The following is an 18493-nucleotide window of genomic DNA, read 5'->3' on the forward strand; positions in this document are numbered from 1 at the left end:
ATACAGCGAAACCGGCGGGATACAGTCGGGGGAACCCGCGGTGACCAGCGCCTGTTTCAAATACGCAACGATGGCTATTCGGGCAATTGCGGCGACGGCCTCACATTCTGACACCGATAAATATCGCTAACGGCACAAATTGCATGGATGCCTGCCGCCAGCCTATGCCGCATGGTCCCCACCATGGGAAAACCCTCGTAACACTTTGGAAACATCCTGTTACACTGATCTCATCCTGTAACAAATTTCGATTCGGTGCCATCCATAAAATCAAGGGCTTAGCCCGACTGGCACGTAAATCGCTAGCGTCATTGTTACAAGATGAGCGGCGAGCCACAGCCGCCAACGGCAGTGCCAGGGGGGAGTACGGCTCTTCGGGTCGAGAGTTACGCTAGCCGCGCTGCACGGATCAAAGGGCACGGGAAAATCCACGCGCGTTGGCGCGTTTGCAACAGGGGTGGCGCAGGGCCAGCGCCAGGTCAATCCATGGACCCACGCGACGGATGCATTCGTATCCGCCAGCGATGAATCACGCAGTACGGCAGTTCTTTTCAGGCGCGGGCGTTTCCTTGCGGGGAGGCAAGGGACGCCCGCCGCACCTCACCACATCATTCCTGCTCAATTCTGCGCGCCCGATCTTGCGGCGCACCATCGAAAGTCCTTGTATCGTTCGCGCCCTAATCCATAATTATGAATTATGGGATCCGGTGCACACGCCATTGGATCCTCCGTGCGATACAGGAGGTGGCATGCGCATCGTCCAGCAGGCGCTGTACCTGGAAGTGGCAGACCGGCTGCGCGCCATGATCGACGCGCATACGCTGGTGCCGGGCGCATGGATCGACGAAAGCGCGATGGCCGAAACGCTGGGCATCTCGCGCACGCCGCTGCGCGAGGCGCTCAAGGTGCTTGCCGCCGAAGGCCTGGTGCGGCTGGAGCCGCGCCGCGGCTGTTTCGTCAATGAACTGTCCGAGCAGGACCTGGACGAGATCTTTCCGCTGATGGCGCTGCTGGAAGGGCGCTGCGCCTATGAGGCCGCGCGCAACGCCACCCGCGCCGACCTCGACGCGCTCGACGGCCTGCATGCCGACCTGGCGCGCTATGCGCAGGCCGGCGATATCGACGCCTACTACGAGACCAACGCCCAGATCCATGAAGCGATCCAGCGGCTGGCGGGCAACCGCTGGCTGAGCGGGCTGATCAGCGACCTGCGCAAGGTGCTGCGGCTGTCGCGCCACAAGAGCCTGAAGCTGCCGGGGCGGATCCACGAATCCTGCGCCGAGCACCTGAGCGTGTTTGCCGCGCTCAAGGCGCGCGACCCGGAAGGCGCCGAAGCCATGATGAAGACCCACTTGCTGCGCCAGCGCGGCGCGCTGCAGGCGCTCGATGCCGGCGGCGCCGCAATGGCGCAGGACTTAACCGACGTAACCGACGTAACCGACGCAAAGGCGGCCGTGCGCGCCCCGCCGGCCTTGCGCGTGGCGGGCGCCGAAGACTAACTCCCGCACACCGCCACGCCAGTCAGCGTTTTCTCCCACGTTCACATCGATGCATCAAGGCAGGTACCGCATGAACTCCTTCGATACGGGTGACCAGAAGATCAGCGCGCCGCTGGGCGACAGCGAGCCGTCCAGCTCCAATATCCTGTCGCGGCTGGGCCGCTGGTGGGGGCGCAAGGGCGAGGGCGACGCCAAGGCCAATGGCGATGCCAGGGCCGCCACGCCGGCCGATGGCGAGGCGCCGCTGCCGGCGCGGGTGGTGCGCCGCCAGCGCGAGCAACTGCGCCTGTGCTTCGATGCGCGCCTGACCGACGGCGCCGCCAATGCCGCCGCGCAGGCCTGGCAGGCCGAATACGAAGCCGCCGGCGAGGCCACGCGGCGCGGCATGCTGGCGGTGCTGGCCGAAGTGGCCAGCAGCGGCAGCGAAGACGCCGCGGCCGATGGCGACAAGGGCGCGCGCGCGGGCCAGGCCCAGTCCAACGCCCGCATCCGTTTCTTCAAGCGGCTGGCCGCGCTGCATGGCCAGCGCGGCAACAGCGCCTGCGGCCTGCACTTCCTGATCCAGCTGCGCGCCGACATGCTGCGCTGGCAGCGCCGCATGCCCGGGCTGCGCCCGCTCGACGACGACCTCGAGGCCTTGTTCTCCAACTGGTTCGACGTCGGCCTGCTCGAACTGCAGCCGATCACCTGGGACTCGCCCGCGTCGCTGCTGGAAAAGCTGATCCGATACGAGGCCGTGCACGAGATCGCCTCGTGGACCGACCTGCGCAACCGGCTCGATTCCGACCGCCGCTGCTATGCCTTCTTCCACCCGCGCATCCCGCGCGAGCCGCTGATCTTCGTCGAGGTGGCCTTTGCCCCCGAGATGGCCGCCGACGTCCATACCCTGCTGGACGAAGCCGCGCCGCTGGAAGACCTGCGCCGCGTCAAGTGGGCGATCTTCTATTCGATCAGCAATACGCAGGCGGGGCTGCGCGGCGTCAGCTTCGGCAACTTCCTGCTCAAGCGCGTGATCGAGGAAGTGCAGCGTGAATTCCCCAAGGTGAAGCAGTTCGCCACGCTGTCGCCGATCCCCGGCTTTGCCGACTGGCTGCGCAAGCAGGACGGCGACGCCGTGGCGCGCGTGCTGGGCGACAAGCGGCTGGCGCGCTGGAGCGAGCGCCACGGCAACGCGCCCGCCGACGGCGCGGCGTGGCTGGAGGCGCTGGCACCGGATGCCGCCGATGCCGTGGTGCGCGACACCGCGCTGACCCTGGCCGCGCATTTCCTGGTGCGCGAACGCAACCAGTCGATGCCGGCCGACCCGGTGGCGCGTTTCCACCTCGGCAACGGCGCCTGCGTGGAACGGCTCAACTGGGGCGCCGACCTGTCGCGCAAGGGCCGCAGCCAGAGCTGCGGCATGATGGTCAATTACCTTTACGTGCCCGAGGCGCTGGATGACAATCTGGCACGCCTGGGCGCAGGCAACCCGCGCATCAGCCGCAGCGTCGGGAAGCTGCTGTGATCCTGGTCCGGTCACGGGAATCGCCCTTGCCCTCGTACTCGCGGCGCCGCGCGCGCCGCGTCGTTTTGTCGGGAGCCACGTCGTAGAAGCAAAGCCAGCCGCGCAGTGCCCATGCGGGCGCGCGCGGCCATCAGATTGACTTTCCAGAAGAGAGAGGAGACAAAGATGAATCGTCGTCAGTTCAGCCTGGCCGCCTGCGCGCGCGCAGCGGCCCTGGTCCTTGGCGTGGCCGGCATCGGTGCCGGCGCCATGCTCGCCGCCCCCGCGCACGCAGATACCTGGCCGTCCAAGCCGGTCACCGTGATCGTGCCGTTCCCCGCCGGCGGCGGCACCGACGCCTTCGCGCGCCCGCTGACCGCACAGCTCTCCAAGCAGCTCGGCAAGCAGTTCGTGATCGACAACCGCGGCGGCGCCGGCGGCACGGTCGGCGCCAGCCTCGCGTCCAAGGCCGCGCCGGACGGCTACACCGTATTTATCGGCGGTGCCCACCACGCCATCGCGCCGTCGTTCTACAAGAAGCTGGACTACGACATCGAGAAGGACTTCATTCCGGTCACGGTGATCGCGCAGCCGCCGCAGGTGGTGGTGGTCAATCCCAACCGCGTCAAGGCCAACACGCTGCAGGAGCTGATCGCCTACGCCCGCGCCAATCCCGGCAAGCTCAACTACGGCTCGGCCGGCAACGGCTCGTCGCACCACCTGGCGGGCGAGCTGTTCAAGATCCAGACCAAGACCTTCATCACCCATATCCCGTACAAGGGCGCCGGCCCGGCACTGTCCGACCTGATCGCGGGCCAGGTCGACCTGATGTTCGACGGGCTTGGCTCGTCGGCGCAGCATATCCGCGCGGGCCGTATCAAGGCGCTGGCGGTGGCGTCGAACAAGCGCTCGCCCGCCTTCCCCAACGTGCCGACCGCGGCCGAGGCCGGCGTGCCTAACTATGAGGTCTCGACCTGGTACGCGATGTGGGTGCCCAAGGGCACGCCCAAAGAGATCGTCGACCGCCTCTACGCCGAGACCGAGAAGGCGCTGAACACGCCGGAGCTGAAGCAGGTCTGGCTGAACAACGGCTCGGAAACGCCGGCGTTCACGCCGGAACAGTTCGGCCAGTTCCAGCACGCCGAGATTCGCCGCTGGGCCCAGGTGGTGCAGCAGTCCGGCGCCAAGATGGACTGACGCCATGCCCATGCCGATCCGAAGCCGGGGGATGCGCCCATGAGCGGCACCGTGCGCTTTGCCACGCAGGGCACCACCGCCACCGTGACGCTGGCGCACGCGGGCAAGCTCAACGCCATTTCCGCCCAGATGTGGCGCGAGCTGGCGGCGGGCTTTGCGCGCCTGTCGTCTGATACTTCGCTGCGCTGCGTGGTGGTGCGCGGCGCCGACGGCAACTTTGCCGCCGGGGCCGACATTGCCGAGTTTCCCGCCGAGCGCGGCGACGAGGCGGCGGTGCGCCACTATCACATGGCCACCATCGCGCCCGCGCTGGCGGCGGTGGCGCAATGCACGCATCCCACCGTGGCGATGATCGAAGGCGTGTGCGTGGGCGGCGGGCTGGAAATCGCCTGCCATTGCGACCTGCGCATCGCCGCGTCGGACAGCCGCTTCGGCGTGCCGATCAACCGGCTGGGCTTCCCGATGGCGCCCGGCGAGCTGCACGGCCTGCTGGCGCTGGCCGGCCGGGCCGCGGCGCTGGAGATCCTGCTCGAGGGCCGCGTTTTCGATGCCGCCGAGGCGCGTGACAAAGGCCTGCTGACCCGCGTGGTCGAGCCCGCCGCGCTGGCCGCCGAAGTCGACGCCACGGTGCGCCGCATCGCCGCGGGGGCGCCCGCCGCGGCGCGCATCAACAAGGCCACCATCCACCGGCTGGCACCGTCGCCGGCGCCGCTGTCGCCGGCCGAGCTGGACGCGCATTTCGCCTATGCCGAAGGCGCGGACCACGCGGAAGGTGTCGCGGCCTTCCTGGCGCGCCGGCCACCACAGTTCCGCGGGGAGTAGGGCGCGCCGACGGCACTGCTTCCCATCATCGATGTCTTCGCTTTTTCAGCCTTTCGTTCGCTTCCTGCCATGAACGCCAACCTGTTCGCCCTGTTCGAATCCCGCTTCCCCGCTGACCGTACCGCCTGCTGCATCGAGACGCACGACGGCCTGTACTACAGCTGGGACGACCTTGACCGCGCCACCGCCAAGCTGGCCAACCTGCTGGCTTCGCTGCACCTGCCCGAAGGGGCGCGCGTGGCGGTGCAGGTGGAAAAATCGCCCGAAGCGCTGTTCCTGTACCTGGCCACGCTGCGTGCCGGCTACGTCTACCTGCCGCTGAACACGGCCTACCAGGAGGCCGAGATCGATTACTTCGTCGGCAATGCCGAGCCGTCGGTGGTGGTCTGCAGCAGCAAGAACTTCGGCTGGGTCTCCAAGGTCGCGTTCCGCCACGGCGTGAACCATGTGTTTACGCTGGACGACGACCGCAGCGGCTCGCTGCTGTCGCGCGCGGCGGGCAAGCCCGACACCTTCGAGACGGTGGCGCGCGCCGACGATGACCTCGCCGCCATCCTCTATACCTCCGGCACCACCGGCCGCAGCAAGGGCGCGATGCTGAGCCACGGCAACCTGGCCTCCAACGCGCAGACGCTGCACGATTTCTGGGGCTGGCGCAGCGACGACGTGCTGCTGCACATGCTGCCGATCTTCCATGTGCACGGCCTGTTCGTCGCCTCGCATGGCGCGCTGCTGGCCGGTGCCAAGATGATCTGGGCGCCCAGGCTGGACATGGCGCAAGTGCTGAAATTCCTGCCGCGCTGCACCGTGATGATGGGCGTGCCGACCTACTACGTACGCATGCTGCAGGAGCCGCGCTTCGACGACGACACCTGCCGCCGCATGCGCCTGTTCGTCTCGGGTTCGGCGCCGCTGCTGCTGGAAACCTTCGACGCCTTCCGCGAGCGCACCGGCCATACCATCCTGGAACGCTACGGCATGAGCGAGACCGTGATGCTGGTGTCCAACCCCTATGATCCGGCGCTGGGCGAGCGCATCGGCGGCACCGTCGGCATGCCGCTGCCGGGCGTGTCGGTGCGCGTGGTCGACGGCGACGGCAAGCGCTGCGCGCCGGGCGAGATCGGCAACGTCGAGGTGCAGGGCCCGAACGTGTTCAAGGGCTACTGGCGCATGCCGGAAAAAACCCGGGAAGAGTTCACCGACGACGGCTGGTTCAAGACCGGCGACGTCGGCCGCTTCGGTGGCGCCATCGTCAGCCAGGCCGGCGAGCGCGCCGTGCCGGACCACTACCTGACCATCGTCGGGCGCAGCAAGGACCTGATCATCTCGGGCGGCTACAACGTCTACCCGAAGGAAATCGAGAGCTTTATCGACGAGATGCCGGGCGTGGCGGAGAGCGCCGTGATCGGCGTGCCGCACGCGGATTTCGGCGAGGCGGTGGTGGCGGTGGTGGTGCGCAAGCCCGGTGCGGACATCGACGAGGGCGCGCTGATCGGCACCCTCAAGGGCCGCATCGCCAACTTCAAGGTGCCCAAGCGCGTGCACGTGGTGGACGAGCTGCCGCGCAACACCATGGGCAAGGTGCAGAAGAACGTGCTGCGGGAGAAGTTTGCGGCGCTGTGAGGAACCGCAGAAAGCTGGGTTTGCTCCCTCTCCCGCAAGCGGGAGAGGGAGTACGCAGTCGCAAGGCTGGCGGTCTCGCTTATTCCAGTATCTTTACTTCAGCATCTGCACCGACCCATTCACCGACACCGTGACCTGGGTCTTGCCGCCTTCGACCGGTACCGGCACCGCGGCGTCAGCCATCATGGCCTTGGCGGCGCCGTACATGCGCGGCACCGGCGGCACCATGCCGGTCTCGTTCACGCTGACTTCGCGGATGGTGTAGCTGTTGTAGCCGAACAGCTTGGTGGTGGCCTGCGCCTTGCTGCGGAACGAGGCGATGGCCTGTTCGGCGAGCTTGGCCTCGGCCGCCTCGCGCGCTTCGCGCGACAGTGAGAAGGCGATGTTCTGCACCTGCATCTGGCTGGTCAGTTCGCCCGCGAGCTTGGACACCGCCGAGAAATCGCGCGACTTCAGGATGACCTCCGAGCGCCCGCGCCAGGTGCTGATGCGGCCGTTGCGGTCGGTGCTGGGGTGGATGGTGAAGCCGCCGGATTCGGCGGTCACGCCCTGTACGCGGCGCGCCTGCGTGATGACCGTCTGGGTCCGGGTCGACAAGGCCGAGGAAATCGCCGCCGGTTCCGCGCCTTCCTGCTCCGCGGCCAGCGTCAGGTGCACGATATCGGTCGGCACTTCGGTGACGGCCTGCGCGGTCAGCGACAGCACGCCCGACGGCGTTTCGGTGGGACCGCCGTGGGCCGAGGCGACGACGGCGGTGGTGCCGAGCAGGGTGGCGGCGAGCCATTGTTTCATGCGGTTCTCCCAATCAAAACGTGATGGGTATCAGACGTGGCCGCGAGGGCGATCGTTCCGCGACATTGCAAACGATTGTTGCGGTGGCGCCGCGCGGGAATTCTTTCTTCCCCCGTGCGGGTGACGCGGATCGTCAGAAGGCCTGCCAGGCCTTCCACAACATATACGTGGCCAGGCACAGCAGCAGCACGGCGAAGACCTTGCGCAGCTGGCCCACATCCATGCGGTGCGCGGTGCGCGCGCCCAGCGGCGCGGTCAGCACGCTGGCCGCGGCGATCACCAGCAGCGCGGGCAGGTAGAGATAGCCGAGCGAAGCCGCCGGCAGTCCGGGCGCGTGCCAGCCGCTCCAGATATAGCCCGCCACGCTGGCCGCGGCGATGGGGAAGCCGAGCGCGGCCGAGGTCGCCACCGCGTTGTGGATCGGCACATTGCACCAGGTCATGAACGGCACCGAGACAAAGGCGCCGCCCGCGCCCACCAGGCTAGACAGGAAGCCGATCACGCCGCCCGCGCCGGCCATGCCGGCAAAGCCCGGCAACTGGCGCCCCGGCTTGGGCCGGCGGTTGCGCAGCATCTGCAGCGCCGAGAAACCGACGAAGCCCGCGAACGCCAGCGACAGCCAGCTGGTCTTCAGCGCCGCGAAGACCTTGCCGCCGCCGACCATGCCGCCGATCACGATGCCGGGCGCCAGCGCCAGCACGATCGGCCAGCGCACCGCGCCGCGCTGGTGGTGCGCGCGCACGGACGACAGCGAGGTGAACAGGATGGTGCCCATCGAGGTGGCGATTGCCATATGGACGATGGCTTCGCCGGCAAAGCCCAGGCTGGTGAACAGCAGCGTCAGGAACGGCACCATCATCATGCCGCCGCCCACGCCGAGCAGGCCGGCGCAGAAGCCGGTGAAGGCGCCCAGCGCGAGCAGGGCGGGGATCAGCACCGGCAGGTTGTCGAACGGCATCGTGTCAGCAAGTCGTTGTTATTGTCGTCAGCCTTGCCGCGCAAGGCCTGGTTCGGTGCGGCAGCGCTCAGCCGGTCAGTCCATCAGCTTGCCGGTGATATAGCGCCATTCCGCCGGTGTCACCGGCGTGATCGAGAGCCGGTTGCCGCGCCGGAGCACCACCATGTCGGCCAGCGCTTCATGCTCGCGCAGCTCGGCCAGCGGAATCAGGCGGCTCTTGCGTTCGAAGCGCACGTCGACCAGCAGCCAGCGTGGTGCGTCGGCCCTGGAGGCGGCGTCGAAATACGGGCTCTTGCGGTCGAACTGGGTGGGGTCGGGGTAAGGCGCGGAGCAGACCTCGGCCAGTCCGGCAATGCCGGGCTCGGGGCACGACGAGTGGTAGAACAGCACGCCGTCGCCCACCTGCATGGCGTCGCGCATGAAGTTGCGCGCCTGGTAGTTGCGCACGCCGGTCCACGGCAGCGTCCGTTCCCGGGCGAGGTCGTCGATGCTGGCCTCGTCGGGTTCTGATTTCATCAGCCAGTACTGGCGGGCGCGTTGGTTCTGGTTAGGGCTCACGGCGCTGCTCAGGAAAGGAAGGCCCGCGCGAACGACACGGGCAAGCGTGCAGGCAAGAAAAAAGGCGATGGTTCAGAAAACCACCGCCTTTTAGGGGGTCCCCGCCTCGGCCGCTGGGTCGGCATCCTGAACCCAAGTGAGGTTCAGAGTGGCTGCGGAAGTCGCATTTCGGGTACATCATCCACTCAGGGAGTCCAGGCCAGGCCCGGACTATGAATGCGACGACGCGCTCGCCCACGCGACATAATCCCGCACCATGCAATGCATATCGGTTCAAGGAGTTTATGACCCTCACGAACCAGGCAGGGAAACTGTCAAACGTCTGACTGTCCACGTGCTGGATGTCAGACGTTTGCCGTTTCTAACAAGGATGGGATGAAAACGGCGGCCAGGCGCGATAACCTGACCTGTCAGCTGCACTTCTGTGGTGCCTCGTGCAGTCTGGCTACACTATACACCGCGTTGTTGGGCATACCAAGTGCGCTTGCGCGTGTCGTTACATTTTGCGCAGCAGCGCGGCATCCGCAGCACATCCCACCAATGCCGCTCAGCCGCGCGTACCGGTGCCCACGTGGGCATATTGCCGCAGCGCTTCGTCGGCGCGGTCGTTCAGTTCGCGGATGCGCGCGCGGATGGCATCGACCGGGATCGCGCCTTCGGCCTGCTGCTTGCGCTGCATCGATAACAGGTCCGAGGCAATGCTGATGGCGGCCATCACCGCCACGCGCTCGACGCCCTTGGCCGCGCTGCCGCTGCGCAGCTTGTTCATCTGCGTGTCGACCAGGGCCACGGCCTCGAGCAGCGCGGCCTCGTTCTCGGGCGCGATGGCGAAGCGGTAGGCCTGGCCGGCGATGTTGACTTCGACTTGCTTGTTGCTCATGCGTGTTCTCCGGGGGCCTTGTGCGTGTCGGCGCCCTGCGCCACGGCCTCTTCGCCGAGCAGGTCGAGCTGGCGCGTGTCGCTGGCGGTCGGCAGCTTGTCAAGGATGGACTGGATGCGCAGCTGCGCTTCCTCGATCTTGATATTGAGCAGTTCGCGGTCGGCGGCCATGGCCTCGCGCTCGCCGCGCAACTGCGCGGCTTCGCCCTCCAGCCGTGCGATCTCGTCGCGCAGCCGCTGGTTCTCCGCCGCCAGGGTGTCCGCATGGTGCAGCACGCGCCCGATCTTGGCGGCCAGTTGTTCGAGTTCGGTGAGCATAGGGCCTGTCATGATGGGAGTAGTGTCAGGTATCGCGATTCTAGCCGATGCGCCGGCATGCACAATGCGGAGGAAAGGTTTGTGACCGGCCGCCCGCATGGAAGTTGCAGGCTTCTGCACCCAAGACGCCGCGAGAGTGTGACAAAACGCTACCACGCGGGCCATGCGCGCGGTGGGGTCGTCGCGTTGACGCGGGGGGCGAAACGCCATAGACTCGCGCACGTTCCAGGTGCTCGCCCTTTTCGTCCCTGGCGAAGGGGCAGTTCAACGGGAAACAGGGAGCCGGGCTGGCTGCGCGCCGGACCGGCCAACCTGTGCTGCCCCCGCAACGGTAAGCGACCGCGGTGCGCATGCGCCAGCCCCATTGCTGGCAAGGCCCGATACGTCATCGGATGCCAGGCCACATGCCCGCAGGACCGGCCACACGCCACTGAACCGCAGGGTTCGGGAAGGCGCCGGTTCCGTGTCGCCAGCCCGGATACCGGCCTGAACGCGGGCTGCCGCCCGTGCGCGGCACGCCTCATCGCCATATGGCCCGCGGGGGAACGGGCCCGGCCGTTCCTACCCAGTCCTGCATCATGCGTTCATCGCTTCACAGGTCGACCCGCCCGGCAAGCCCGGCGGTGCGTCCGTCCGTGCCCGCCATCCTGGCGGCCATGGCCTCGTTCACCCTCGTTCCCGGTACCGCTTCCGCGCAGGCGGCGGACAGCCGCACCGCGCAGCTCGCGCCGGTGGTGGTCACTTCCACCCGCACCGCGCAGTCGATTACCGAGGCGCTGCCGCACACCACGGTGGTCACGCAGCAGGACATCGTCAATGCGCAGGCACCGGACCTGCGCACGCTGCTGCGCAGCCAGGCCGGCGTCGAGTTCGCGACCAACGGCGGCATGGGCAGCAATACCTCGCTGTTCATGCGCGGCGCCAACTCCAACCAGACCCTGATCCTGATCGATGGCGTGCGGGTGTCGTCGGCCAGCAGCGGCACCGCGCAGCTGGCCAATATCCTGCCGGACCAGATCGACCGCATCGAGGTGGTGCGCGGCAACGTCTCGGCGCTTTACGGCTCGGACGCGATCGGCGGCGTGGTGCAGATCTTCACCAAGAGCGGCGCGGGCCAGGCCCCGGCGGCCAATGCCGCGCTCGAGTACGGCAGCAACAATACGCGCCAGGGCACGGTCGGCTATGGCGGCCAGGTCGGCGACACCTCGTTCAACCTGACCGGCTCGGCGTTCAAGACCGACGGCTTCTCGTCGATCAATACCAAGCAGGCGCCGCGCGCCAACCCCAACGACAACCCGTACGAGAACCAGAGCGTGTCGGGCCAGGTGAAGCACCGCTTCACGCCCAACTGGGATGCGGGCATCACCGGCTACTACTCGAAGAGCAAGCTGTCGTTCGACAGCGCCTTCGGCCGCCCCACCGACGACAACCGCACCGACAGCGAGCTGTACACGCTGTCGGCCTTCGTCAACGGCAAGCTGGGCGCGGACTGGACCACGCATTTCAAGCTGTCGCAGAGCGAGGACCGCAGCGATACCTTCCTCAACGGCAGGCCCAACGGCACCTTCAATACCCGCAACCGCCAGTTCAACTGGCAGAACGAGTACGCGCTGGCCGCCGGCCACACGCTGCTGTTCGGCACCGACTACCTGCAGCAGGAGCTGGACTCGAGCGCCTACGGCGCGCCGACGCGCAATGTGTTCTCGGTGTTCGGCGGCTATGACGGTCGCTTCGGCAAGCACCAGCTGCAGCTCAACGCGCGCAACGACCATTATTCCGACTTCGGCAACCAGGGCAGCTTCTTCGCCGGCTACGGCTACAACCTGACCGATGCCTTCAAGCTGATCGCCAGCGTCAGCAATGCCTTCCGCGCGCCGACCTTCAACGAGCTGTACTACCCCAACTTCGGCCAGCCCAACCTGCAGCCCGAGCGTGCCAAGTCGGTCGAGGCCGGCGTGCAGTACACCACCGCCGGCGCCGGCCTGCTGCGCGTGACCGCGTTCGAGACGCGCTACCACGACCTGATCGTGTCGGCGCAGCAGCCCAACGGCATGTTCCTGGCGCAGAACGTCAACCAGGCCAAGGTGCAGGGCATCGAGGCCTCGTGGCGCGCCAGCGTCTACGGCACCGACCTCGGCGCCAGCGTGACCTTCCAGAACCCGGTCGACGAGCAGACCAACACCCAGCTGCTGCGCCGTGCGCGCCGCCATGCCGCGCTGGACGTGGGCCGCAATGTCGGCAACTGGCGCTTCGGCGGCGAATGGCTGCTGTCGTCGTCGCGCATGGATGCCGGCTCGCGCCGGCTGGGCGGATACGGTATCGTCAACCTCACCGCCCGCTACAACATCGACAAGCAATGGTTCATCGCCGCCCGCGTCGAAAACCTGTTCGACAAGGACTACCAGCTCGCCTACCCCTACAACACGCAGGGGCGCGCGGGCTTCATCACGCTGGGCTGGCGCCAGCGATGAGTGCGCGGGCGCGCCATGTGTGAGTCCCATGCGTGAGTTCCATGTCTGAGTTCCGGCGCGCCCTCGCAATCTGGCTGGTGCTGGCGTTCGCGGCGCTGCTGGCGTTCGCCTTGTCGCTGGCGCTGGGCAGCGTTGCGCTCGATGCGGGCCAGCTGTGGCTGGCGCTCAGCGGCGCCGACACCGGCACCGCCGGCGCCATCGTGCATGAGCTGCGCCTGCCGCGCGCGGCCGCGGCCTTTGCCTGCGGCGGGCTGCTGGCCCTGTCGGGTGCGCTGATGCAGGTGCTGCTGCGCAACCCCCTGGCCGAGCCCTACGTGCTGGGCGTATCGGGCGGCGCCTCCACCGCCGCGCTGCTGGCAATGCTGGCGCTGGCGCCGTGGTGGGGCGTGCAGGCGGCCGCGGCGCTCGGCGCCTTGCTGGCGATGGTGCTGGTGGCCTCGCTGGCGCGGCGCGACCTGCTGCATCCGCAGGTGCAGGGCGGCCATCGCGAGGCCGGCGCGCGGCTGCTGCTGACCGGCGTGATCCTGGCCGCCGGCTGGGGCGCGGTGATTACGCTGATCCTGTCAATCGCGCCGGAGTCGCGCCTGCGCGGCATGCTGTTCTGGCTCACCGGCGACCTGGGCGGCACCGCCAGCTACGGCGGCGCGCTGGCCATGCTGGCGGCGGCGCTGCTGCTGGCCATGCCGATGGCGCGCGCGCTCAACGTGATGCTGCTGGGCGAGACCGTGGCGCAGGCGCTGGGCGTGCGCGTCGGGCGCGTGCGGCTGGCGACCTTCATGCTGGCATCGCTGTGCATTGCGGCGGCCATCACCACCGCCGGCTCGATCGGCTTTGTGGGGCTGGTGGTGCCGCACCTGGTGCGGCTCGCCTGGGGCAACGACCAGCGCATGCTGCTGCCGGCCGCGACGCTGTTGGGCGGCGCGCTGCTGATGGCCGCCGACCTGATCGCGCGCACCGTGGTGGCGCCGGCGCAGTTGCCGGTAGGGGTGATCACCGGGCTGCTGGGCGTGCCGACCTTCCTGTACCTGCTGTTGCGGAGGCCGCGATGAGCGCAGGCGCGCACTGGTCCGTTCCGCTCGCTGCCTGTCCGCGCCTGGCGCTGCGCGAGCTGCACCTGCGCACCAGCCAGCGCGTGCTGGTGGAGCGCCTGAGCCTGGCCATCGGCCCCGGCGAGCTGTGGTGCATCGCCGGCCCCAACGGCGCCGGCAAGTCCACGCTGATGACGGTGCTGGCCGGATTGCGCCACGCCGACGGTGGCAGCGTCGAGATCGACGGCACCGCGCCGGCGCTGGTCGACCCCGCGCTGCTGGCGCGCCAGCGCGCCTATCTGCCGCAAGCCGTGCACGACACCTTCCCGATGCCGGTGCTCGACGCCGTGCGCGTGGGCCGCCATCCGCACCTGTCCGGCTGGGGCTGGAGCGGGCGCGAGGACGACCGCATCGTGCACGACGTGATCCGCGCCATGGATATCGAGGCGCTGGCCGCGCGCGATGTGCTGACCCTGTCCGGCGGCGAACGCCAGCGCGTGTCGCTGGCCGCGGCGCTGGCGCAGCAGGCGCCGCTGCTGCTGCTGGACGAACCAGTCTCGCACCTGGACCTGCGCCACCAGATCCTGGTGCTGGAGCAGCTGGCCACGCTGGCCAGGGCGGGGCGCCACGCCATCGTGGTGATCCTGCACGACCTGACGCTGGCGCTGCGCTACGCCACCCATGCCCTGCTGATGGCCGAAGACGGCACCGCGCTGCACGGCCCTGCCGCGCAGGTGCTCACCCCCGAACACTGCTCGCGCGCGCTGCGCACCGCGATCGTCAGCGTGACCGACGGCGTGCATACCGCGCTGGTTCCCGATGGCGCGCGCCCGAGCACACCAAACTTACACCATGACTGAACACCACAACCCCGCCCCGCAGGACCCCGACCGCGATGCCCGCCACCAGGCGCGCATGGTGCGCAAGAAGGAAGTCATCGACGCCAAGATCGCCGCCGCTCAGGACGAGCGCGGCGTGATCGTCATCACCACCGGCAACGGCAAGGGCAAGTCCAGCTCCGGCTTCGGCATGGTGGTGCGCGCGCTCGGCCACGGCATGCGCACCGGCGTGGTCCAGTTCATCAAGGGCGCGCAGCCGACCGGCGAAGAAATGTTCCTGCGCCGCTTTCCCGACCAATGCGCCTTCCACGTGATGGGCGAGGGCTATACCTGGGAAACCCAGGACCGTGCCCGCGACGTGGCCAAGGCCGAGGCCGCGTGGGAGGTGGCGCGCGGCATGCTGCGCGATCCCGGCATCGGCCTGGTGTTGTTCGACGAACTCAACATCGCGCTCAAGCTGCACTATCTTGATGTGGAGCAGGTCATCGCCGACCTGCGCGCGCGCCCGCCGATGCAGCACGTGGTCATTACCGGCCGCGGCGCGCCGCCGGCGCTGGTGGAGGCGGCCGACACCGTCACCGACATGACCCCGGTCAAGCACGCGTTCCAGCAGGGCATCAAGGCCCAGCGCGGCGTGGAAATGTAGCCCGTTTTCTTTCCGAGTATCCGCATCATGCAGTTTCCCGAAATCCCTCCGCTCGACGACGCGCTGCGCCCGGTGCTGCAGGCCGCCATCGACGACAAGACCAAGCCGCTCGGCGCGCTCGGCCGGCTTGAAGCCTTGGCCCTGCAGCTGGGCCTGATCCAGGGCACCGCGCGGCCTGTGCTGCGTCGGCCCACGGTGATCGTGTTCGCCGCCGACCATGGCGTCGCCGACGCCGGTGTCAGCGCCTATCCGGCCGAGGTCACGGCGCAGATGGTGCAGAACTTTCTGGCCGGCGGCGCGGCGATCAACGTGTTCTCGCGCCAGCACGGCATCGCGCTGGAGATCGTCGACGCGGGCGTGCGCGTGCCGCTGCCGGCGGCGCCGGGACTGGTCAACTGCCGTATCGCCGATGGCACCCGCAACTTCGCGGAGGAGCCGGCGATGACGCCGGAGCAGGCCGCCGCGGCGATGACCGCCGGCATGGCGCGCGTGCTGCGCCATGCGCAGCAGGGCTGCAACGTGGTCGGCTTCGGCGAGATGGGCATCGCCAATACCTCGGCCGCGGCGTGCCTGATGCAGCGGCTGACCGGCCTGACGCTGGAGGATTGCATCGGGCGCGGCACCGGCCTGGACGATGCCGGCCTGGCGCGCAAGCGCGAGGTGCTGGCCGGCGCGCTGGCGCGGCATGCCGGGGCGCAGACGCCGCTGGACGTGCTGGCCACTTTCGGCGGCTTCGAGATCGCGATGATGGCTGGCGCCTTCCTGGCCGCCGCGGCCAGCCGCATGGTGATCCTGGTCGACGGCTTTATCGCCACGGCCGCGCTATTGGTGGCGCAGCGGCTGGACCCCAACGTGCTGCAGTACTGCGTGTTCACGCACTGCTCGCACGAGCGCGGCCACCGCGCGCTGCTGGCGCAGTTCGATGCCGCGCCGCTGCTGGCGCTGGACCTGCGCCTGGGCGAAGGCACGGGTTGCGCGCTGGCCTGGCCGCTGCTGGCCTCGGCCGTGGCGTTCCTGAGCGAGATGGCCACCTTCAGCGGCGCGGGCGTCAGCACCGCGTCGCCATGAGCGTGCCGACCGACCCGGTGCCTGCACCCAGCCCCGATCCCCGCAGCCCCGCGGGCGTGGCTGGCGAACTCCGCTATTTCCTGACGGCGCTGGGCTACTTCACGCGCGTGCCGCTGCCGGGCTGGCTGGCGCGCTGGGTCGGATTCGAACCGCATTACCTGCACGCCGCGGCGCGCTATTTCCCGCTGGTCGGGCTACTGGTGGGCGGCGCGGGCGCGCTGGTCACCTGGGGTGCGGCGCTGTGGTGGCCGCCCGGCGTGGCCGTGCTGCTGGGCATGGCCGCGACGCTGTTGCTGACCGGCGCCTTCCATGAAGACGGGCTGGCCGATTGCGTCGACGCCTTCGGTGGTGCGTGGCAGCGCGACGACGTGCTGCGCATCATGCACGATTCGCGCATCGGCGCGTTTGGCGCGATTGCGCTGGTGGTGGCGCTGCTGCTGAAGTGGCAGCTCTTGGTGGCGATCGCCGGGCGCGGCGGCATCGCGGTGCTGCTTGCCGTACTGGTCGCCGCGCATGCCGCCAGCCGCGCGATGGCGGTCAGCTATCTCGCCACGCTGGCCTACGTGCGCCCCGAGGGCAAGGCCAAGCCGGTGGCGCAGAAGCTGGCCGGTGCTGGCCTGGCGTTCGCGCTGCTGTGCGGGCTGGTGCCGCTGTGGCTGGTGTCGCCGGGGTTCGGCGCGGCGGCCCTGGCAGCGTTGCTGGTTTTGCGCCTGCTGCTCGGCCGCTACTTCGTGCGCCGCATCGGCGGCTATACCGGCGACTGCCTGGGCATGGCCCAGCAATGCGCCGAAATGCTGCTCTACCTGGTGGCCGCGGCATGGACGTGGTCCTGATCCGCCATGCGCAGCCGCAGGTGCCGGCGGGTACCTGCTATGGCTGCCTGGACTTGCCGCTGGTCGCACCGCTGACCCCGCCCGCCGCGCGCATCGTTGCCGGCCTGCCGGCACCGGATCGCATCGTGGCCAGCCCGCTGGCGCGCGCGCTGGGCACGGCGCAGGCGCTGGCCCAGGCATGGCCCGGCGGCGTGCCGGACATCGACACCGAACCCGCCCTGCGCGAAATCGACTTCGGCAGCTGGGAGGGCGTGGCCTGGGATGCGATCGACCGCGGCGCGCTCGACCAGTGGGCGGCCGACCTGCTGCATGCGCGTCCGCATGGCGGCGAATCGCCGGCACAGGCGATGGCGCGGGTGGTTGGCTGGGCCGCGACGCTGGCCGAAGCTCGCGCGCAATGTCTCTGGGTCGTCGGCCATGCCGGGCCGATGCGCATGCTGGCGGCGCACTGGCTGGGCGTGCCGCTGGCGACCACGGTCAACTGGGAACTGGGCTTCGGCGCCAGCTGCGGCTTCGGGCTGGGACGGGGCGGAGCACGGCTGGGCTGGTGGAACCGCGCCGGCTGATCAACGTGCCGGCCGGCGGCTGCGCGCGGTGTCGAGGTCCTTGCACAGCTGCGCCGCGCCCTGCACCACGCGAGGGCCGGCACGGTTGAGCAGGTCGCCGTCGATCACGAACAGGTTGTTGCGCGCCACCGCCGTGACCTGCTTCCAGCGCCGCCACATCTCGAAATCCGGCAACGGCTGGTCCGAGCGCGTGGCGCCCATGCCCGCCGTCACCATCGCTTCGGGATTGCCGGCGATCACCGCTTCGACCGACACGGTCGGCACCAGCGGCGTCTCGGCCGCGAACAGGTTGCGGCCGCCGCACAGCGCCAGCATGTCGCTGACGAGGTGCTGGCCGTTGAGCGTCATCAGTGGTTGCTGCCAGACCTGGTAGAACACCGTCACCGGCGGGCGCGTCGCATAAGTTTTGCGCAGGGTTTCCACCTGCTGGCGGAAGCCGTCGGCGGCGCGCCGCGCGGTGGCCTCGGTGCCGAGCAGCGTGCCGAGCTTCTCGATATTGTCCGGGATCGCCGCCAGCTTGCGCGGCTCGCTGTAGAACAGCGGGATGCCGAGCGCGCGCAGCCGGTCGGCCTGCTTCTGCGCATTGCCGTGGCGCCACACCACGATCAGGTCGGGCTTGAGCGCGGCGATGCGCTCCAGGTCCAGCGCCTTGTTGTCGCCGACGCGCGCGATCGCGCGCGCCTGCGGCGGGTAGTCGCTGTAGTTGACGGTGCCGACGATGCGGTCGCCCGCGCCCGCGGCGAACAGCATCTCGGTGACGTGCGGCGCCAGCGAGACCACGCGGCGCGCGGGCTGGGCCAGGGTCACGGTCTGGCCGGCGTCATCGATGGTGGAGACCGTGGCGGTGGCGGTGGCGGGCAGCGCCGCGAGCAGCAGGGCGCAGGCGATGACAGGAGTCAGGCGATTCGGCATG

18 protein-coding genes, 1 other RNA gene and 1 riboswitch are annotated in these 18493 nt (G+C 68.9%); of the genes, 12 read left to right on the forward strand and 7 right to left on the reverse strand.

The window, feature by feature from the left end; translation table 11 throughout:
• Positions 1–749: 749 nt before the first annotated feature.
• The 5 genes from MKD38_RS07310 to MKD38_RS07330 all read left to right on the forward strand — a co-directional run bounded on the left by MKD38_RS07310 (position 750) and on the right by MKD38_RS07330 (position 6624).
• Positions 750–1499 carry a GntR family transcriptional regulator gene (locus MKD38_RS07310; protein WP_252675448.1) on the forward strand — a complete coding sequence of 250 codons (750 nt, stop codon included), beginning with the start codon at positions 750–752 and terminating at the stop codon, positions 1497–1499.
• 70 nt (positions 1500–1569) lie between these two features.
• Entirely contained in the window at positions 1570–3003 is a 1434-nt protein-coding gene (locus MKD38_RS07315) for a malonyl-CoA decarboxylase domain-containing protein (RefSeq protein ID WP_252675449.1), read from the forward strand.
• Between the two features lie 165 nt (positions 3004–3168).
• Positions 3169–4179: a Bug family tripartite tricarboxylate transporter substrate binding protein gene (locus MKD38_RS07320; protein WP_252675450.1), complete on the forward strand. Its 1011-nt coding sequence runs from the start codon at positions 3169–3171 to the stop codon at positions 4177–4179.
• A 39-nt stretch (positions 4180–4218) separates the two neighbouring features.
• Positions 4219–5001, forward strand: a complete 783-nt coding sequence (locus MKD38_RS07325) for an enoyl-CoA hydratase/isomerase family protein (protein WP_252675451.1) — start codon at positions 4219–4221, stop codon at positions 4999–5001.
• A gap of 69 nt (positions 5002–5070) precedes the next feature.
• On the forward strand, positions 5071–6624 hold the full coding sequence (locus tag MKD38_RS07330) for a malonate--CoA ligase (RefSeq protein WP_252675452.1): 1554 nt from the start codon (positions 5071–5073) through the stop codon (positions 6622–6624).
• Positions 6625–6717: 93 nt separating this feature from the next.
• Here MKD38_RS07330 and MKD38_RS07335 read toward each other — a convergent pair whose 3' ends face one another.
• From MKD38_RS07335 to MKD38_RS07360, 6 genes are all read right to left on the reverse strand, one after another.
• A complete protein-coding gene (locus tag MKD38_RS07335; RefSeq protein ID WP_252675453.1) occupies positions 6718–7416 on the reverse strand; it encodes an SIMPL domain-containing protein in 699 nt (232 codons plus the stop codon).
• A 133-nt stretch (positions 7417–7549) separates the two neighbouring features.
• On the reverse strand, positions 7550–8374 hold the full coding sequence (locus tag MKD38_RS07340; RefSeq protein ID WP_252675454.1) for a sulfite exporter TauE/SafE family protein: 825 nt from the start codon (positions 8372–8374) through the stop codon (positions 7550–7552).
• A 75-nt stretch (positions 8375–8449) separates the two neighbouring features.
• Positions 8450–8932 (reverse strand): EVE domain-containing protein, encoded by a 483-nt coding sequence (locus MKD38_RS07345; protein WP_371925651.1) that lies wholly within the window; start codon positions 8930–8932, stop codon positions 8450–8452.
• 94 nt (positions 8933–9026) lie between these two features.
• A non-coding RNA gene (gene ssrS, locus MKD38_RS07350) (6S RNA) lies at positions 9027–9244 on the reverse strand.
• A 235-nt stretch (positions 9245–9479) separates the two neighbouring features.
• Positions 9480–9812 (reverse strand): cell division protein ZapA, encoded by a 333-nt coding sequence (locus tag MKD38_RS07355; RefSeq protein WP_115704457.1) that lies wholly within the window; start codon positions 9810–9812, stop codon positions 9480–9482.
• Entirely contained in the window at positions 9809–10129 is a 321-nt protein-coding gene (locus MKD38_RS07360; RefSeq protein ID WP_115704455.1) for a hypothetical protein, read from the reverse strand. Before MKD38_RS07360 ends, MKD38_RS07355 begins: the two co-directional genes overlap by 4 nt.
• 210 nt (positions 10130–10339) lie before the next feature.
• Positions 10340–10633, forward strand: a riboswitch (cobalamin riboswitch).
• A 74-nt stretch (positions 10634–10707) separates the two neighbouring features.
• Between MKD38_RS07360 and MKD38_RS07365 the strand changes: the two genes are divergently transcribed.
• Genes MKD38_RS07365 through MKD38_RS07395 form a run of 7 tightly spaced genes read left to right on the forward strand, consistent with a single transcriptional unit; the run spans position 10708 to position 17580 of the window.
• Positions 10708–12600, forward strand: a complete 1893-nt coding sequence (locus MKD38_RS07365) for a TonB-dependent receptor domain-containing protein (RefSeq protein ID WP_252675455.1) — start codon at positions 10708–10710, stop codon at positions 12598–12600.
• Positions 12601–12641: 41 nt separating this feature from the next.
• Positions 12642–13649, forward strand: coding sequence for a FecCD family ABC transporter permease (locus tag MKD38_RS07370; RefSeq protein ID WP_252675456.1), 1008 nt, complete (start codon positions 12642–12644; stop codon positions 13647–13649).
• On the forward strand, positions 13646–14488 hold the full coding sequence (locus MKD38_RS07375; protein ID WP_252675457.1) for an ABC transporter ATP-binding protein: 843 nt from the start codon (positions 13646–13648) through the stop codon (positions 14486–14488). The genes MKD38_RS07370 and MKD38_RS07375 overlap by 4 nt, the downstream gene beginning before the upstream one ends.
• Positions 14481–15113 carry a cob(I)yrinic acid a,c-diamide adenosyltransferase gene (cobO, locus tag MKD38_RS07380; RefSeq protein WP_252675458.1) on the forward strand — a complete coding sequence of 211 codons (633 nt, stop codon included), beginning with the start codon at positions 14481–14483 and terminating at the stop codon, positions 15111–15113. The genes MKD38_RS07375 and cobO overlap by 8 nt, the downstream gene beginning before the upstream one ends.
• A 27-nt stretch (positions 15114–15140) precedes the next feature.
• Positions 15141–16181 carry a nicotinate-nucleotide--dimethylbenzimidazole phosphoribosyltransferase gene (cobT, locus tag MKD38_RS07385; protein ID WP_252675459.1) on the forward strand — a complete coding sequence of 347 codons (1041 nt, stop codon included), beginning with the start codon at positions 15141–15143 and terminating at the stop codon, positions 16179–16181.
• Entirely contained in the window at positions 16178–17014 is an 837-nt protein-coding gene (locus MKD38_RS07390; RefSeq protein WP_252675460.1) for an adenosylcobinamide-GDP ribazoletransferase, read from the forward strand. The genes cobT and MKD38_RS07390 overlap by 4 nt, the downstream gene beginning before the upstream one ends.
• Positions 16999–17580, forward strand: a complete 582-nt coding sequence (locus MKD38_RS07395; RefSeq protein ID WP_252675461.1) for a histidine phosphatase family protein — start codon at positions 16999–17001, stop codon at positions 17578–17580. The genes MKD38_RS07390 and MKD38_RS07395 overlap by 16 nt, the downstream gene beginning before the upstream one ends.
• On the opposite strand, the gene MKD38_RS07400 is transcribed toward MKD38_RS07395, so the two are convergent.
• Positions 17581–18492: a cobalamin-binding protein gene (locus MKD38_RS07400; protein WP_252675462.1), complete on the reverse strand. Its 912-nt coding sequence runs from the start codon at positions 18490–18492 to the stop codon at positions 17581–17583.
• Position 18493 lies beyond the last annotated feature (1 nt).

Source organism: Cupriavidus sp. WGlv3 (genome assembly GCF_023952475.1).
Classification (GTDB): domain Bacteria; phylum Pseudomonadota; class Gammaproteobacteria; order Burkholderiales; family Burkholderiaceae; genus Cupriavidus; species Cupriavidus phytorum.

What these genes read in the sequence shown, in the direction of transcription:
- MKD38_RS07310 (WP_252675448.1), top strand. Translation starts at nt 750, where the DNA reads ATGCGCATCGTCCAGCAGGCGCTGTACCTGGAAGTGGCAGACCGGCTG.
- MKD38_RS07315 (WP_252675449.1), top strand. Translation starts at nt 1,570, where the DNA reads ATGAACTCCTTCGATACGGGTGACCAGAAGATCAGCGCGCCGCTGGGC.
- MKD38_RS07320 (WP_252675450.1), top strand. Translation starts at nt 3,169, where the DNA reads ATGAATCGTCGTCAGTTCAGCCTGGCCGCCTGCGCGCGCGCAGCGGCC.
- MKD38_RS07325 (WP_252675451.1), top strand. Translation starts at nt 4,219, where the DNA reads ATGAGCGGCACCGTGCGCTTTGCCACGCAGGGCACCACCGCCACCGTG.
- MKD38_RS07330 (WP_252675452.1), top strand. Translation starts at nt 5,071, where the DNA reads ATGAACGCCAACCTGTTCGCCCTGTTCGAATCCCGCTTCCCCGCTGAC.
- MKD38_RS07335 (WP_252675453.1), bottom strand. Translation starts at nt 7,416, where the DNA reads ATGAAACAATGGCTCGCCGCCACCCTGCTCGGCACCACCGCCGTCGTC.
- MKD38_RS07340 (WP_252675454.1), bottom strand. Translation starts at nt 8,374, where the DNA reads ATGCCGTTCGACAACCTGCCGGTGCTGATCCCCGCCCTGCTCGCGCTG.
- MKD38_RS07355 (WP_115704457.1), bottom strand. Translation starts at nt 9,812, where the DNA reads ATGAGCAACAAGCAAGTCGAAGTCAACATCGCCGGCCAGGCCTACCGC.
- MKD38_RS07360 (WP_115704455.1), bottom strand. Translation starts at nt 10,129, where the DNA reads ATGCTCACCGAACTCGAACAACTGGCCGCCAAGATCGGGCGCGTGCTG.
- MKD38_RS07365 (WP_252675455.1), top strand. Translation starts at nt 10,708, where the DNA reads ATGCGTTCATCGCTTCACAGGTCGACCCGCCCGGCAAGCCCGGCGGTG.
- MKD38_RS07370 (WP_252675456.1), top strand. Translation starts at nt 12,642, where the DNA reads ATGTCTGAGTTCCGGCGCGCCCTCGCAATCTGGCTGGTGCTGGCGTTC.
- MKD38_RS07375 (WP_252675457.1), top strand. Translation starts at nt 13,646, where the DNA reads ATGAGCGCAGGCGCGCACTGGTCCGTTCCGCTCGCTGCCTGTCCGCGC.
- cobO (WP_252675458.1), top strand. Translation starts at nt 14,481, where the DNA reads ATGACTGAACACCACAACCCCGCCCCGCAGGACCCCGACCGCGATGCC.
- cobT (WP_252675459.1), top strand. Translation starts at nt 15,141, where the DNA reads ATGCAGTTTCCCGAAATCCCTCCGCTCGACGACGCGCTGCGCCCGGTG.
- MKD38_RS07390 (WP_252675460.1), top strand. Translation starts at nt 16,178, where the DNA reads ATGAGCGTGCCGACCGACCCGGTGCCTGCACCCAGCCCCGATCCCCGC.
- MKD38_RS07395 (WP_252675461.1), top strand. Translation starts at nt 16,999, where the DNA reads ATGGACGTGGTCCTGATCCGCCATGCGCAGCCGCAGGTGCCGGCGGGT.
- MKD38_RS07400 (WP_252675462.1), bottom strand. Translation starts at nt 18,492, where the DNA reads ATGCCGAATCGCCTGACTCCTGTCATCGCCTGCGCCCTGCTGCTCGCG.